The following is a 14216-nucleotide window of genomic DNA, read 5'->3' as shown; positions in this document are numbered from 1 at the left end:
ATGGCGGCGGGTTTGTTGATAACGCGCCCGGTTTACGGCTGATCCGGCAACGCATAAGCAATAATATAATCACCGCGATCCGGTGACTGACGGGCGCCACCCGCATTGATGACGATGTACTGTTTGCCCGTTTTCGGCGAAACATACGTCATCGGGCCAGACTGACTTCCCACCGGCAGACGATCTTTCCATATCTCTTTACCCGTTGCCGTATCAAACGCGCGAAGGTAGAAATCCTGGGTACCGGCAAAAAACAGCAAACCAGACTGGGTGGATAGCGATGCGCCCAGTGTCGGCATACCGACCGGAATCGGCATATGCATGCGAATACCCAGCGGGCCGGTGTCCTGAACGGTGCCCACGGGAACCTGCCACACTATTTTCCCGGAAGTCAGGTCGATAGCAGACATGGTTCCGAACGGCGGTTTCTGACAAGGAATACCCAGCGGCGACAGGAAGCGTTCGCGCATTGCGCCAAACGGCGTGCCATCCATCGGGACGATACCCATCTCAATCCCACTGGCGTTTTTGGCGACGTTTTCACGTGGCACCATGTAGTTTGCCAGTCCCAGGCGCATATCGTTGACGAACATCAGGTTGTTGGTCGGGTCAACGGAAACGCTGCCCCAGTTCATGCCACCCAGCGAACCCGGGAACTGCAATGCGCGATCGAGGCCCGGTGGGGTGTAAACCCCCTGATGGCGCATGCCCTTAAAGGCGATACGGCACATCAGCAGATCGACAGGCGTTGCACCCCACATGTCAGACTCTTTCAGGGTTTCATTACCGATCATCGGCATGCCCACCGAGTACGGCTGGGTAGGGGAATAGCGTTCGCCTTTCACATTACCGGCTGGAACCGGGCGTTCCTCTACCTTCGCCACCGGCTCACCGGTTTCGCGATTGAGCATGAAGATCATGCCCTGTTTGCTGGTCTGCACCAGCACCGGCGTGGTGCCGCCTTTGCCGTCAGGTAAGTCATACAACAGCGGCTGTGACGGTAAGTCGAAATCCCACAGGTCGTGGTGAGTGGTCTGGAAATGCCAGCGTACGTCACCGGTTGTTGCGTCCACCGCCACAATGGATGAGCTGTACTTATCATCCAGCGCGGTACGTTCGCCCGCCCAGAAATCTGGCGTAGCGTTGCCTGTCGGCAGATAGATCAGATTCAGTTTCGCGTCATAAGACATTGCCGACCAGACGTTAGGCGTACCGCGCGTGTAGGTTTGACCTTCTGGCGGCAGGCCTTTCCGAGCCGGGTTGCCCGGATCCCACGCCCACGCCAGTTTGCCGGTGTGAACATCATAGGCACGGACAACGCCTGGTGGTTCGTCGGTGGAGAAGTTATCCGCCACACGGCCACCGACCACAACGATATTCCCCGCAACCAGCGGTGTGGACGTTTGCTGGTAGTAACCGGGTTTGATTTCACCCATGCCGACACTCAAATCAACGGTACCGTTATCACCGAAGTCTGCGCACGGTTGGCCGTTATCGGCATTGATTGCAACCAGACGTGCATCGGTAGTGGGCAGGAACAGGCGGCGTTCGCATGTTGCAGGTTGTGCCTGTACGGCAGGAGTGACAGCGGTATGCGGTTCTTCGTAATACCCTAAGCCACGGCAGCGCTGCCAGTTTGGTGCTGTCGCTTTCGCGTCATAACGCCATTTCTCTTTACCGGAATCGACGTCCAGCGCCAGTACTTTACTGTACGGGGTACAGACATACAGCGTGTCGCCAATCTGCAGCGGTGTGTTCTGATCTTCCGCGCCAGAGCCGTTGCTTTGAGGGATATCCCCGGTGTGTGCAACCCAGGCGACTTGCAGCTTATCGACATTTTGTTTGTTGATCTGGTCAAGCGCGGCAAAACGATCGCCGTGGGTGGTATTGCCCCAGTGCTTCCAGTCATGCTGTTCGCTGCCCGACTGAACCGCTTTGACGGTAACGGATTCGGTCGGGGCGATCACATTCCAGGTTTTAAACATCCCACCAACGCTGGTCAGAAGCACAACCGCGAGGATTGCCGCAACGCCGAACGCAGATTTGTTAACCGGTTTTACCGATTGTTGTGCGCGCATAAAAGGCCACAGCAGGGCAGCCAGAAATGCCAGAACGGCGAAGGTAAACAAGCGTGAGAACAGAGGCCAGAACGCCCATCCGGCATCGTAAATTGCCCAAATGATGGACGCGATAAAGCCCAGTGCATACAGAATGATGCCGCCGGGACGATTTCGTAGAATAAGTATCGCGGCAATCAGCATCACGATACCCATCGTGGCAAACCAGACGCTGCCGCCTAACGTGATGAGTTTGATGCCAGGAATGCCGATTGCCAGACCGATGACGAGCATCAGAATGGCGAGGAGCCAGCGCAGAAGGGTAACCAACCTGCGTGGGGTGCTGCTGCCAGGTGCCATTTCCATCTCCTTTAACACACCGATTATCCGATACGTAATGGTGCATATGTACCAAATGGATAACGGCATTAGAGGGTTATCATTTTATTGCAGATGTTATTGAGGGTATCCGCGTGGAAAACTCACTTTTTATATGGAAAACGAACCATTTGGTGAATTTGCGAATATGATAAATCTGTTAAATTACTTGACGCAATTGTTAAAAAATTAGATCGCATTATTTGAGAACTGGCCCGCGCATGGCGGGCCGCTTGATCAGGCGATACGCTGCGTATCGACACTTCGCGAGGGGGTAATCGTCACAGGAATGGATTTAGAGGTCGGTGTTCCGGTACCGTCACCGTAGCGGGTCAGGGGGACCAGTGGATTCGTTTCCGGATAATAGGCCGCAAGATTACCGCGGGGGATGGCGTATGCAACGAGACGGAACCCTGTAACCTGACGGGTAATGCCGTCGGTCGCCAGGGTGGTGATATCGACGCGGTCGCCGTCGCTCAGCCCCAGTGCCAGAATATCGTCCGGATGCATAAACAGGACGTCGCGCTGCCCATAAACACCGCGATAGCGGTCATCCAGACCGTAAATCGTCGTGTTGTACTGATCGTGCGAACGTAATGTCTGTAACACAAATGGCGCGCTGATCTCCGGGCAGACGGCAGCTGGAAGCGGTGCGCTGCTGAATTCTGCTTTACCGGACGGTGTTGCAAAGGTGAGTGATGCCGCACTGTTTCCCAGCCAGAAACCACCGGGCTCTTCGCAGCGAGCATTAAAGTTGTTGAAGCCGGGAATAGTGGCGGCGATATGATCGCGAATCAGGTTGTAATCATCGGCTAAGGCCAGCCAGTCCAGCTTGCTGTTTCCCAGTACCGCGTGGGAGATACCGGCAACGATCGCGGTTTCCGATTTTTGCGTTTCTGCCAGCGGCTTACCGATACCTTCTGAGGCATGAACCATGCTAAATGAGTCTTCGACGGTTACGAACTGACGACCTGTCGCCTGCATGTCCTCTTCGGTACGTCCCAGGGTCGGTAAAATGAGCGACTGCGCACCCGGCATCAAATGGGTACGGTTGAGTTTGGTACTGATATGCACGGTCAAACCGCAACGTTTCAAAGCCTCGCGGGTCAGTGTGGTGTCCGGCGCGGCGGCGGCAAGATTACCGCCAAGCGTAATGAGGACTTTCACTTCATCACGCAACATAGCCTGAATGGCGGCCACGGTATGATGTCCTGGGGCGCGCGGTGGTTCGAAACCAAAATGACGTGCCAGGCTGTCGAGCAGGGCGGCAGGAGGTTTTTCATCAATCCCCATTGTCCGATTACCCTGCACATTACTGTGTCCGCGCACCGGGCACAGCCCCGCGCCCGGTTTGCCCAGATGACCGCCGAGCAACTGCAAATTGACGATTTCACGTACCGTATCCAGCGAATGTTTATGCTGGGTAATGCCCATAGCCCAGGTACATATGACCCGCCTGGCGCTCTGCCAGACGGCGGCGGCGTCACGCAATTGCTGCTCGCTCAAACCGGATTGCGCTTCAATGGACTGCCAGGACGTAGCATCGATTTGCGCAAACCAGGCCTCGATACCCGTGGTGTGTTGAGCGATAAACGCATCATCGAAGATACCGGCTTCCCCGTTCGCCAGGCGCTGGCGATGCGTTTCCAGCAACGCTTTCGCCATCCCACGCACGGCGGCCATATCCCCCCCCAGATTCGGCTGGTAATAGGCCGAACTGATTGCGCCTGCCCTGGAGGTGACGACCTCCAGCGGTTTTTGCGGGTCGGCAAAACGTTCCAGCCCCCGTTCGCGCAGCGTATTAAAGGTAACGATCCGCGCGCCGCGATCGGCAGCGTGGCGCAGGCTGTGGAGCATACGCGGATGGTTAGTGCCTGGGTTCTGCCCAAAGACGAAAATCGCATCGGCCTGTTCAAAATCGGTGAGATGAATAGTGCCTTTACCGATGCCGATACTGCGTTTCAGCCCTGCGCCGCTGGCCTCATGGCACATGTTTGAACAATCGGGGAAGTTGTTAGTGCCGACCATGCGACCAAACAGCTGGTAAAGATACGACGCTTCATTACTCGCTCGCCCTGAGGTGTAAAGTTCCATCTGGTTCGGGTGATCCATTTCGCGAATATGGCGTCCAATCAGGGCAAATGCATCATCCCAGCTCACGGGTTCGTAGCGATCGGTGTGCGGGTTATAGCGCAACGGTTCCGTGAGTCGGCCCTGATACTCCAGAAAATAGTCGCTCTGACGGTTGAGGGCGCTTACGCTGTGTTGCGCAAAAAAGCTGGCGTCAATCTGGCGGCGTGTTGCCTCCCAGGTCACCGCTTTCGCGCCGTTTTCGCAGAAACTAAAGGTGCTTTTGTTGTCATCGCCCCAGGCACAACCGGGGCAGTCAAAGCCGCGGGCTTTATTCATACGCAGTAGATTGCGCAAGTTTTTAAGGGCATTTTTGCTGTCGAAAACGAAGCGGGTGGTTGCTTCAAGAGAACCTAATCCACCGGCAGCGGCGCGATAAGGTTTTATGGCAGTTTTGAATTTCATGTGTTCTTCCGGACAGCGGATTGCTCTTGCGCAAACACTACGCTGCGTAACAGCAATCCTTAATCAACAACTATCTTTTATCACACAATTAACAATAAGTTTACCATTTGCGCAACGGTCCGTGTCTGGCGCGCGTACAGATTAATCTGGCACGGTTTTACGAATAGCAGCGATCAGCGTTTGCACGCCGATAGAGAGGGGGGCATCCACGCGAGTGAGAATGCCGATAGGATCGCCCATACCCGGCGGTACGATGGGTAGCGCGGTGAGTGAACCTTCGCGCAAATCATTTTTGACTGCGCCGGAAGGAACAAACCAGACGTAATCAAAATTCACGGTCAATTGTCGTGATAACGACGCAGAGAGTGTTTCAATGCAGCCGGTCGGAAGCTTGCAGCCCTGACTTTGCAGCAAATCCTCCGTATTCTGGCGTGGCACTGTACCGGTTGGCAGTACGACGACAGGCCATTCCAGCACCCGGCTCAGCGTAATCGTGGTTTGTAGCAGCGGATGGTTGGGGCGCACCACCAGTTTGAGTGACTCAAGAAATAACATCTCATAGGTCAATCCGCTCATCAGTTCCGGATCTGACATACGGCCGATGCCGACGTCCAACTCACCGGATTTCAGCCCGGCCAACAACATAGGATTATTGGTGGTCGCCACCTGAATGGTGATATCAGGCTGCTGCTTATGTACCTGACCAATCACCGACGGCAGAATGCCCAGCGCCGCAGTGGGTAATGCGCCAACACGGATCACGGCATTGTTTTGTTCAGGTTTGTAGTTGAGCGACTGGCCTGCGGTATTGAGCGCATCAAGTACGCGCACAGCATGGGTTAAAAACTGCTCACCCACCAGGGTGAGTTGCGCTCCCAGTCGGCCACGCTCAAACAGACGCGTTCCGGTGAGTTGCTCCAGTTCATTCAGCGTCTTGGACAACGCGGGTTGACTAAGGTTAAGGGTCTCTGCCGCACGCCCCAGGGTTCCCTGCTGAGCGACGGCGACGAATGTATGCAGATGGCGCAAGCGTATGCGCTGGGAGAACAAACCGTTTTTTTCCATAAGATGATGTAAAAACGAAGCGATGTCCGTGGCAAGTAAAGTTGCTTAATTATGTTAACTTGGTAGCAAAACATTCTTAACATTTAATCTCGTTGAGTTACAAACAAATTTTCCCGGCAGTGTGATGTCAACCGCATGTCTATGGGGGGTTAAGCATAATTTTTGGTTATGCAAATAGCCGGAAATACGGCATTTTTGGTTTTCTGCCGCGATCACACTTCGTAAATTCTCTCCCACAGGCGCGCGACGGCTTCTCTACACTCCAGGTAATACATACTGGAGGCATGACAACATGGCGAACACCATCACGGCTGATGACATTCGGGAGCAATTTTCGCAGGCAATGTCAACGATGTACCAGCAGGAAGTTCCGCAGTACGGCACCTTGCTGGAGCTGGTTGCGGACGTCAATCTGGCAGTACTGGAGAATAACCCCCGGTTGCATGAAAAACTGGTTAACGCAGATGAACTGGCGCGCCTGAACGTCGAGCGCCATGGGGCAATTCGCGTTGGACGCCCGGAAGAACTGGCGACGTTACGACGGATGTTCGCCATTATGGGCATGTTTCCGGTGAGCTATTACGATCTGTCTCAGGCGGGGGTTCCTGTACACTCCACTGCCTTTCGCCCCATTGATGATGCGGCGCTGGCACGTAATCCGTTTCGCATTTTTACCTCGTTATTGCGCCTCGAACTGATTGAGGATGCGCAACTGCGCGACCAGGCCGCCGCGATTTTACAGCGCAGGGATATTTTCACTCCACGTTGCCATGAACTCATTGCCTTACATGAACAAACCGGCGCGTTCACTGCCGTCCAGGCGAGTGAATTTGTGAAAGAGGCGCTGGAGACCTTTCGCTGGCATCGTCATGCCACCGTGGATGCCCTAACATACCATGCGCTCCATACTGAGCACCGCCTGATTGCCGATGTGGTCTGCTTCCCCGGCTGCCATATCAACCATCTGACGCCGCGCACGCTGGATATTGACCAGGTTCAGGCGCTGATGCCGAAATATGGAATAGAACCCAAAATCCTGATTGAAGGGCCGCCGCGCCGCGATGTGCCAATCTTATTGCGCCAGACCAGCTTCAAAGCATTGGATGAACCGGTATTGTTCGCAGGCGAGCAGGAGGGGACGCATACTGCGCGTTTTGGTGAGATAGAACAGCGCGGCGTGGCGCTGACGCCAAAAGGCAGGGCGCTTTACGACCGGTTACTTAATGAAGCCGGCACCGGGAAAGACAATTTGACGCATCAGTTACATTTACAGGAGATATTTCAATCTTTCCCCGACAGCGAAATGCTGTTGCGACGCCAGCAACTGGCCTACTTCCGCTATCGCCTGACGCCTTCTGGCGAGGCTCACCGTAAGGCGATTCGTCCGGGTGACGATCCGCAACCGCTTATCGAGCGCGGTTGGGTAGTTGCGCAACCCATCATCTACGAAGATTTTTTGCCCGTCAGTGCGGCCGGGATCTTTCAGTCAAACCTTGGCAACGAAACGCAACAGCGTAGCCACGGTAACGCCAGCAAGCGGCGTTTTGAAGAGGCGCTCGGCTGTGAAGTGCTTGATGAGTTCACCCTCTATGAGCAAGCAGAAGAGCGCAGCAAACGACGTTGCGGTCTGTTGTAAAAAAGGTACTCTGCTACGGGTGTGCATAAACAGGATGTTGTCATGGAAAATCCCTCCGCGCCGTTAGCAGAAACCCGCCACGGCACGTTGATTGGTGTGACCGACGAGGATTGTCTCGTCTGGCGTGGTATTCCCTATGCGGCGCCTCCCGTCGGGCCGCTGCGCTGGCGCGCGCCGCAACCGTCAGAACCCTGGGAAGGTGTCCGCGTGGCGGATACTTTTTCGGCTTCCTGCTGGCAGAACGGTGAAATCTGCACGCAAATTGCCGGCGGCGATCCGGGTAAATTGTCCGAAGATTGTCTGTATCTCAATGTGTGGGCTCCGGCGGCGCGCAGTGCGCCACTCCCGGTGATGGTCTGGCTGCACGGTGGCGGTTTTACCATGGGGGCGGGCGATTTGCCGCCCTATGATGGCAAAGCTCTCGCCCGACGCGGTGTGGTGCTGGTCACCCTCAATTATCGGCTGGGGCATCTGGGATTTTTCGCCCATCCGGCATTGCAAGAAGAAGAGGGCGAAACCGTCTGTAACTTCGGCCTGCTCGATCAAATTGCCGCGCTGCGCTGGGTTAAAGAGAATATCCATGCCTTCGGTGGCGATGCGCGTAATATCACGCTGTTTGGCGAATCCGCCGGGGGACGAAGTGTGATGTCGCTGATGGCCTCGCCGAAGGCAAAGGGGCTCTTTCACAAAGCCATTATTCAAAGCAGCTACACCTTGCCGGATACGCCGCTTGAGCGCGCGCTGGAAAAAGGGATCGCCGTTGCAGAGCATCTCGGCGCACCCAATGCCACGGCAGAGCTATTGCGCGCGATCCCGGCCGAGGCATTCTGGCCGCTCCCTTCACCGCTTAAGATCGCTCCCGCGCCGATTGCCGGAGACGACGTCCTGCCTGTGCCGGCACTGGAGGTTTTTTTCAACGCAACACAGCATCCGATGCCGGTTATTGTGGGGTCGAACAGCGATGAAGCCAGCGTGATGGCCGAGTTTGGCGTCGACCTCGCCGGACAAATTGATAAGTTACGTCGTGAGCAACGTTTTGGCCTCGGGATCATTAAGCTGCTTTACCCCGGGGTAAAAGGGGATACGGAACTGGGGCGCCAGGTTTGCAGGGATATGGCGTTCACCTCGCTCGGACTGGTGATAATGCAGGCGCAACAGCGCATCGGGCAACCATGCTGGCGCTACTGGTTTGATTACGTGGCAGAAGCCGAGCACGACACCTACATCAATGGCGCGTGGCACGGAAACGAAGTGCCCTATGTGTTTGATAATCTGATGCTGACGGAGCCTGCGTGCCATTACGTCAATGATCGAGATCTGGCATTTGCGGCAAAGGTTGCCGATTACTGGGTTAACTTTGCCCGCGAAGCCAGCGTCACTTGCGATGTGCTTCATGGCCCTGTTCGCTGGCAGGCTTGCCGAAAAGGGCGCGACAGGCTGCTACGCATGGGACTGAATAAACATGCGGGATTTCGCATGGCAAATCGGTTTATGCGGGCACGCCTGACACTGTTTAAACGGGTCATGCGGCATCACGTCAAACTTGATTAATTATCCAGCAAGCTCGCGCGAAATGCCGCCAGCCCGGCGGCATTATTCTGTGAATCTCTCAGAACCAGACGATAGCTCGCCCCTGTCTTAACGCTCTGCCCATAAGGACGCATAAGGCGACCGGCGCGGATATCCTCTGCGACCAGCGTTTCATCAGCAATGGCCACGCCAAGCCCCTGAATGGCCGCCGTGATCGCCAGATCCATGGTGTCGAAGTGTTGATTTTTTTTCATAACCCACGTTGTGCTGTCCTGTTTCGCCAGCCACAGCGACCAGTCTGTTTTATCTCTGGTCGGATGCAGAAACGTCAAATGACTGAGCGTGTCATCGGCCGTCAATTGGGGACTCATGACCGGCGTAAGCGCTTCATCAAACAGCAGATCGCCCGCGCTGAAATGGGTACCAAAAACGATTGCCGCATCGTACGGCTCAGTTTTGAAGTTAACGCCATGGTCAGTGGTGGTCGTCAATGCCACCTGCAAGTCAGGGCTGGTTTGCTCAAGCTGAATAAGACGCGGAACCAGCCAGCGCATCGCACAGGTCGGCGCTTTCAGACGGACGACCGTTTGCTGTGCCCGTGCCTGCGCGGCAAGGGTTTGCAGATGCTCAAACGCTGAACGTAATTCCGGTAGCAGGGCACTGCCCTGAGGCGATAACCGCAAACCCCTGGCATGACGCTCAAACAGCGGGAAACCAAACCATGTCTCCAGTGAAGCAATCTTGCGGCTTACCGCCCCCTGCGTCAGACATAACTCTTTTGCGGCATGGGTAAGATTTAAATGGCGGGCCGTAACCAGAAAAGCGTCAATGGCATTCAGCGGCAAGGTACGGTTTGGCATGGTGACTCCAGCTATGCAATTTATTCATGGCTATTATGACAACAAATCGATTGTGGACTCAACGCGCTTTTATTTGAATGGTTATGCACTTTTAATGAGAAAGGATTAAGAATGACTCTGCGTACACCGGTGAAAACCCGTTCAAAATTGCCCGACGTGGGTACGACCATTTTTACCGTTATTGGTCAGCTTTCCGCACAGCATAATGCGATTAACCTTTCTCAGGGCGCGCCCAATTTTTCCTGCGATCCGCAGTTGATCTCCGGCGTGACCAGAGCGATGCAGGCCGATCATAACCAGTACGCCCCGATGACGGGGTTACGTCCGCTGAAAACACGCATTGCCGAGAAGATCAGTGATCTGTACGGCACGCAGTATGACGTGGACAGCGAAATACTGATTACCGCCAGCGCCAGTGAAGGTCTCTATTCGGCCATCAGTGGCCTGGTTCATCCGGGCGATGAAGTTATCTATTTCGAACCGTCGTTTGACAGCTATGCGCCCATTGTTCGCCTGCAGGGGGCGACGCCTATCGCCATTAAACTCACGGTCCCCGATTTTGCGGTGAACTGGGACGAAGTTCGCGCGGCCATCACTCCCCGCACGCGCATGATCATTATTAACACGCCACATAATCCGAGCGGTCAGGTTTTCTCTGCTGACGATCTGCAACAACTGGCGGCGTTGACGCGCAACACCGATATCGTGATTCTTTCTGACGAAGTATATGAACATGTCGTCTTTGACGAGCAGCCGCACCATGGTATGGCGACACATCCGCAACTTGCGCAGCGCAGTGTGATTATCTCGTCCTTCGGTAAGACTTATCATGTCACGGGCTGGCGCGTGGGTTACTGCGTTGCGCCATCAGAGTTGATGGATGAGATTGTGAAAGTCCATCAGTTTTTAATGTTTTCCGCCGATACGCCAATGCAGTACGCTTTTGCCGAGCATATGACGGATCCCCAGACCTGGCTGTCGCTGTCGGCCTTCTACCAGCGCAAACGCGACTTGTTGCAAAGCCTGCTGGCAGCATCGCCATTTCGCTTATTGCCGAGCGCGGGCTCGTTCTTCCTGTTGGCGGATTACAGCCATTTCAGCGACGAGAGCGACAGCGAGATGGTGAAAAGGTTAATTACCGATTACGGCGTTGCCACCATTCCGTTATCGGCGTTTTACACTGATGGTACTGATAACAAATTGATTCGCCTCTCTTTTGCCAAAGACGAGGCCACACTCAGAGCAGGCGCGCAGGCCCTGTGTCGTGTTAAGCCACGCTAAGGAGCGTTAACCGTGAAATTGAAAGCACTCTTTCTGGGCATGGGCATGCTTTGCTCATTATCTTCTTTCGCAGCAACCCAGTTACGCTATGGCCTGGAAGCGGAATATCCACCGTTTGAAAGCCGCAATGCTTCTGGCCAACTGGAAGGTTTTGATATCGAGCTGGGCAATGCCATCTGTAAAGCCGCAGAACTGAAATGTACCTGGGTCGAAACTTCGTTTGATGCGCTGATCCCTGGTCTTGTGGCGAAAAAATTTGACGCGATCAATTCAGCGATGAATATCACCGAGCAGCGTCGTCAGAGCATCGATTTTACCCAACCTATCTACCGCATTCCCTCTCAACTGGTGGGCAAGTCGGGTGATGGTATGGAAGCGACGGCCGAAGGTCTGAAGGGTAAAACTATCGGTGTATTGCAGGGTTCCATTCAGGAAACTTATGCAAAAGAGCACTGGGAAAAGCACGGTGTCACCGTGGTGTCTTATAAAGATCAGAATATGGCCTGGGGTGATTTGCTGAATGGCCGCATTGACGCCTCGCTGGTCATGTCAGCGGCCGGGCAGGCAGGTTTCCTGAGCAAACCGCAGGGTAAAGGCTTTGGCTTTATTGGCAAACCGGTATCTGACGATACGATCCTCGGCAGTGGCATCGGTTTTGGGTTGCGCAAAGGTGATGAGGCCACCAAAAAGCAACTCGACGCCGCAATTGATAAAGTACGCGCCGATGGCACCATCAAAACGCTGGCGGAGAAATACTTCCCCGGTATTGATGTGAGCGTCAGCGCTAAATAACAAGCCGACCTTTTCTGACCCCAACCGTTGATGTCCGGATGGGGTCTTTTTATATCAGCAATCCCTGCGCATCCCTGGCTTTCTACGCTCTTTACTGCTTTCGTACCGTCATCGTGCTTTATGCCCCTGGTGCGAAAAGGGCAGCGATGCAGTGAGCAACGTAACGGGATATTTTCCGCGCAGTAAAAATCATACCTTTCTTTACACAGTTTTCAGGCCGATCCCATCGACAAAAATATTTCCAGCTTTGCGCAGAATATCACCCGCCAACAATTGGATTCTCAATCAATTTTGTCTAGAGTGTGCGGTCATAACTGTTAGCTTTTGCCGTGGTTTTGTTTTGTACAACACCGCTTCTCACGACCATAAGGACGTATTATCAGGCATGAACCGCAGACGTTTCATTAAGGCATCAATGGCGCTGGCCGCAGCGTGCGGGACTTCCGGCTTTGCTTCTCTGTTCTCCCGTGCGGCATTTGCTGCAGATTCCGATATCGCCGATGGTCAGAGTCGTCGTTTCGATTTTTCCGTGTTGCAGTCCATGGCGCATGACCTGGCGCAGCAGCCGTGGGGCGGCGCGCCGCGTCCTTTGCCGGATACGCTCGCCAACATGACGCCACAGGCCTACAACGCCATTCAGTACGATGCGCAGCATTCCCTGTGGAACAATGTTGAAGGTCGTCAGCTGGACGTGCAGTTTTTCCATATGGGGATGGGTTTCCGTCGCCGGGTGCGCATGTTCTCGCTCGATCCCGCCACCCAACAGGCGCGCGAAATTCATTTCCGTCCTGAATTATTTAACTACCATGACGCGGGCGTTGACACAAAGCAGCTCGAAGGGCAAAGCGATCTAGGGTTTGCCGGTTTCCGCGCCTTTAAAGCGCCTGAACTGGCACGTCGCGATATCGTCTCTTTCCTGGGGGCCAGCTATTTCCGCGCGGTAGACAGTACTTACCAGTACGGGCTTTCTGCACGTGGCGCGGCAATCGACACCTTTACGGACACTCCGGAAGAGTTTCCGGACTTCACCGCATTCTGGTTTGAAACCGCGAAAGCCTCTGATACCTCATTTACGGTCTATACCTTGCTCGACAGCCCGAGTCTGACCGGGGCATACAAATTTGTGATCCACTGTGAGCAGAGCCAGGTGATCATGGAGGTGGATAACCACCTGTATGCGCGTAAAGACATCAAACAGCTGGGTATTGCGCCGATGACCAGTATGTTTAGCTGTGGTAACAATGAACGTCGCGTGTGCGATACCATTCATCCGCAGATCCATGACTCCGATCGGCTGGCCATGTGGCGCGGCAATGGGGAGTGGGTTTGTCGTCCCCTGAATAACCCGCAGAAACTGCAATTCAACGCCTTTTTGGACGACAATCCGAAAGGTTTTGGCTTGCTGCAACTGGACCGCGACTTCTCTCATTATCAGGACGTAATGGGCTGGTATAACAAACGCCCAAGCCTGTGGGTCGAGCCGCGTAACCAATGGGGTAAAGGCAGCGTCGGATTAATGGAGATCCCGACGACGGGTGAAACCCTGGATAACGTGGTCTGCTTCTGGCAGCCGGAGAAACCGGTTCGTGCAGGTGACGAACTGGCTTTTCAGTATCGTCTGTACTGGAGCGCCATGCCGCCGGTACGTTCGCCGCTGGCGCGTGTCTATGCCACTCGCACCGGTATGGGGGGCTTCCCGGAAGGGTGGGCACCGGGCGAACATTACCCGGAAAAATGGGCTCGTCGTTTCGCCATTGATTTTGTCGGCGGCGATCTGAAAGCCGCTGCGCCGAAGGGGATTGAGCCCGTTATCACCTTGTCGAATGGGGAAGCTAAGCAGGTTGAAATCCTGTACGTTGAGCCCTTCGACGGCTACCGTATTCTGTTCGACTGGTATCCCACGTCTAATTCCACCGACCCGGTTGAAATGCGCCTCTTCCTGCGCTGTCAGGGCGATGCGATCAGCGAGACCTGGTTGTATCAGTATTTTCCGCCTGCGCCGGATAAGCGCAACTACGTGGATGATCGCATCATGCGCTAAATCGGTAACCTCCCTCGGGGAGGGAGGTTCTGATATGAGGA

9 protein-coding genes are annotated in these 14216 nt (G+C 54.7%); 5 read left to right on the top strand and 4 right to left on the bottom strand.

All coding sequences use genetic code 11. From position 1 onward, the window contains the following. Positions 1-32 precede the first annotated feature (32 nt). The 3 genes from L2097_RS07160 to L2097_RS07150 all read right to left on the bottom strand — a co-directional run bounded on the left by L2097_RS07160 (position 33) and on the right by L2097_RS07150 (position 6035). A complete protein-coding gene (locus L2097_RS07160) occupies positions 33-2417 on the bottom strand; it encodes a glucose/quinate/shikimate family membrane-bound PQQ-dependent dehydrogenase (RefSeq protein ID WP_250352479.1) in 2385 nt (794 codons plus the stop codon). Between the two features lie 255 nt (positions 2418-2672). Then, positions 2673-4970, bottom strand: a complete 2298-nt coding sequence (locus L2097_RS07155) for an FdhF/YdeP family oxidoreductase (protein WP_250352478.1) — start codon at positions 4968-4970, stop codon at positions 2673-2675. A 141-nt stretch (positions 4971-5111) separates the two neighbouring features. Further along, the gene (locus L2097_RS07150) at positions 5112-6035 is read right to left on the bottom strand and encodes a LysR substrate-binding domain-containing protein (protein ID WP_047370421.1); all 924 of its coding nucleotides are present in this window, start codon (positions 6033-6035) and stop codon (positions 5112-5114) included. Positions 6036-6327: 292 nt separating this feature from the next. On the opposite strand from L2097_RS07150, the gene hglS reads away from it, so the two are divergent. Together hglS and L2097_RS07140 are read left to right on the top strand one after the other, a co-directional pair. Continuing rightward, on the top strand, positions 6328-7671 hold the full coding sequence (hglS, locus tag L2097_RS07145) for a 2-oxoadipate dioxygenase/decarboxylase HglS (RefSeq protein ID WP_047370420.1): 1344 nt from the start codon (positions 6328-6330) through the stop codon (positions 7669-7671). Between the two features lie 42 nt (positions 7672-7713). After that, positions 7714-9222: a carboxylesterase/lipase family protein gene (locus L2097_RS07140; protein ID WP_250352477.1), complete on the top strand. Its 1509-nt coding sequence runs from the start codon at positions 7714-7716 to the stop codon at positions 9220-9222. Here the strand turns inward: L2097_RS07140 and L2097_RS07135 are convergent. Beyond that, the gene (locus L2097_RS07135) at positions 9219-10061 is read right to left on the bottom strand and encodes a LysR family transcriptional regulator (RefSeq protein ID WP_047370418.1); all 843 of its coding nucleotides are present in this window, start codon (positions 10059-10061) and stop codon (positions 9219-9221) included. The genes L2097_RS07140 and L2097_RS07135 overlap by 4 nt on opposite strands. A 111-nt stretch (positions 10062-10172) precedes the next feature. On the opposite strand from L2097_RS07135, the gene L2097_RS07130 reads away from it, so the two are divergent. The 3 genes from L2097_RS07130 (at position 10173) to L2097_RS07120 (ending at position 14175) form a co-directional block, all read left to right on the top strand. Continuing rightward, positions 10173-11342, top strand: coding sequence for a pyridoxal phosphate-dependent aminotransferase (locus L2097_RS07130; RefSeq protein WP_047370417.1), 1170 nt, complete (start codon positions 10173-10175; stop codon positions 11340-11342). 12 nt (positions 11343-11354) lie between these two features. Beyond that, positions 11355-12134, top strand: coding sequence for a transporter substrate-binding domain-containing protein (locus L2097_RS07125; RefSeq protein ID WP_047370416.1), 780 nt, complete (start codon positions 11355-11357; stop codon positions 12132-12134). A 385-nt stretch (positions 12135-12519) separates the two neighbouring features. Then, positions 12520-14175 carry a glucan biosynthesis protein D gene (locus L2097_RS07120; RefSeq protein WP_229220548.1) on the top strand — a complete coding sequence of 552 codons (1656 nt, stop codon included), beginning with the start codon at positions 12520-12522 and terminating at the stop codon, positions 14173-14175. Positions 14176-14216 lie beyond the last annotated feature (41 nt).

Source organism: Citrobacter sp. MNAZ 1397, assembly GCF_023613995.1.
GTDB lineage: Bacteria > Pseudomonadota > Gammaproteobacteria > Enterobacterales > Enterobacteriaceae > Phytobacter > Phytobacter ursingii.
Note: the sequence above shows the minus strand (reverse complement) of the source record. Positions and strands in the feature narration are given on the sequence as shown.

What these genes read in the sequence shown, in the direction of transcription:
- L2097_RS07120 (WP_229220548.1), top strand. Translation starts at nt 12,520, where the DNA reads ATGAACCGCAGACGTTTCATTAAGGCATCAATGGCGCTGGCCGCAGCG.
- L2097_RS07135 (WP_047370418.1), bottom strand. Translation starts at nt 10,061, where the DNA reads ATGCCAAACCGTACCTTGCCGCTGAATGCCATTGACGCTTTTCTGGTT.
- L2097_RS07155 (WP_250352478.1), bottom strand. Translation starts at nt 4,970, where the DNA reads ATGAAATTCAAAACTGCCATAAAACCTTATCGCGCCGCTGCCGGTGGA.
- L2097_RS07150 (WP_047370421.1), bottom strand. Translation starts at nt 6,035, where the DNA reads ATGGAAAAAAACGGTTTGTTCTCCCAGCGCATACGCTTGCGCCATCTG.
- hglS (WP_047370420.1), top strand. Translation starts at nt 6,328, where the DNA reads ATGGCGAACACCATCACGGCTGATGACATTCGGGAGCAATTTTCGCAG.
- L2097_RS07130 (WP_047370417.1), top strand. Translation starts at nt 10,173, where the DNA reads ATGACTCTGCGTACACCGGTGAAAACCCGTTCAAAATTGCCCGACGTG.
- L2097_RS07140 (WP_250352477.1), top strand. Translation starts at nt 7,714, where the DNA reads ATGGAAAATCCCTCCGCGCCGTTAGCAGAAACCCGCCACGGCACGTTG.
- L2097_RS07160 (WP_250352479.1), bottom strand. Translation starts at nt 2,417, where the DNA reads ATGGCACCTGGCAGCAGCACCCCACGCAGGTTGGTTACCCTTCTGCGC.